The sequence below is a fragment of the Roseateles sp. P5_B10 genome (assembly GCF_056400485.1).
This window is the reverse complement of record NZ_JBFULE010001195.1, coordinates 1-1,178: the sequence shown is the minus strand read 5'-3', so window position 1 is coordinate 1,178 and position 1,178 is coordinate 1. Positions and strand designations below refer to the sequence as shown.

At 65.8% G+C, this 1,178-nt stretch carries 1 protein-coding gene and 1 pseudogene; one reads left to right on the top strand and one right to left on the bottom strand.

Annotated elements, in window-relative coordinates; all coding sequences use genetic code 11:
- A pseudogene (locus tag AC1DU6_RS32035) lies at positions 1–267 on the top strand (peptidase S11); the annotation flags it as partial.
- A gap of 52 nt (positions 268–319) precedes the next feature.
- On the opposite strand, the gene AC1DU6_RS32030 reads toward AC1DU6_RS32035, so the two are convergent.
- On the bottom strand, positions 320–1,090 hold the full coding sequence (locus tag AC1DU6_RS32030; RefSeq protein ID WP_056198258.1) for an IclR family transcriptional regulator: 771 nt from the start codon (positions 1,088–1,090) through the stop codon (positions 320–322).
- Positions 1,091–1,178: the final 88 nt, after the last annotated feature.

Here is a 1,178-nt window from a genome sequence, read left to right as displayed (position 1 = left end):
CGCGTGGCCCTGGGCAAGCGCCTGGTGCAGTTCCACAGCACCAACGGCCTGCTGTCCAACCCGCTGTGGGACATCGGCCTGCAGAAGACCGGTTTCATCAACGAGGCCGGCAAATGCCTGGTCATGCAGGCCAGCATGGCCGGCCGCAAGCTGATCATGGTGTTCCTGGATTCCAGCGGCAAGGCGTCGCGGATCGCGGACGCCGAGCGCATGCGCAAGTGGCTGGCCAGCCAGGGCGAGACGGCGACCGCCTCTGCCAAGCTCTGAGCGGTTGAATCCAATGAAAACACGGCGCCGAGGCGCCGTGTTTGCTTTGGCTTCAGACGCGGTGGCCCAGCGCCGACGAGATCTGAGAGGCCGTTTCCTTCAGCCGGACGACCCAACTCTCCTCCAGCCGGTCGGCCGGTGCTGAGATCGACAAGCCGGCCACCAGCTTGGCTTGGTCGTCATAGATGCCGGCCGCCATGCACCGCACGCCCAGCTCCAGTTCCTCATCGTCGCGGGCAATACCGCGCTGGCGCACCATGGCCAGCTCGCGCTCGAGTGAGCTGATGTCGGTCAAGCTGTTGCGCGTGTGACCCGACAGGCCGGTGCGCGTTGCGTAGGCGCGCACGCGCGGGCTGTCGTCGCTGGCCAGGAAGAGCTTGCCCACTGAGGTGAGGTGCAAGGGCGCGCGGCCGCCCACGGCGCGCACGACCTGCATGCCCGAGCGTTCGGAGTAGGTGCGTTCGATGTAGACAATCTCGTCGCCCTGGCGYACCGACAGGTTGACCGGCTGGTGGGTGAACTTGTGCAGCTCGCGCATGGCCGGCAGGGCGGCGTCGCGCACATCCAGCCGCGCCTTCACGAGGTTGCCCATTTCCAGCATGCGCATGCCGAGTCGATAACTACCGGCTTCGGGGCGATCCACGTATCGACCGAGGGTCAGGTCATTGAGAATCCGGTGCGCCGTGGAGGGGTGCAGCCCGGTGGCCTCGGACAAGGCCTTCAGCGACACCGGGTCCTGGTGGCTCGCCAGCACGTCCAGCAGCGAGAACATGCGCTCCAGCACCTGGATCGCCGGGGTCTGCTGGGCCTCTTTGGATTTCATGGCTTCATTGTGGGGGAGATTGCCAGTGTTTTGTATGGCGAAAGCGGGCTTCAGGAGGTGGCAAGTGGGCCTTGCCCTGGCGATAGCC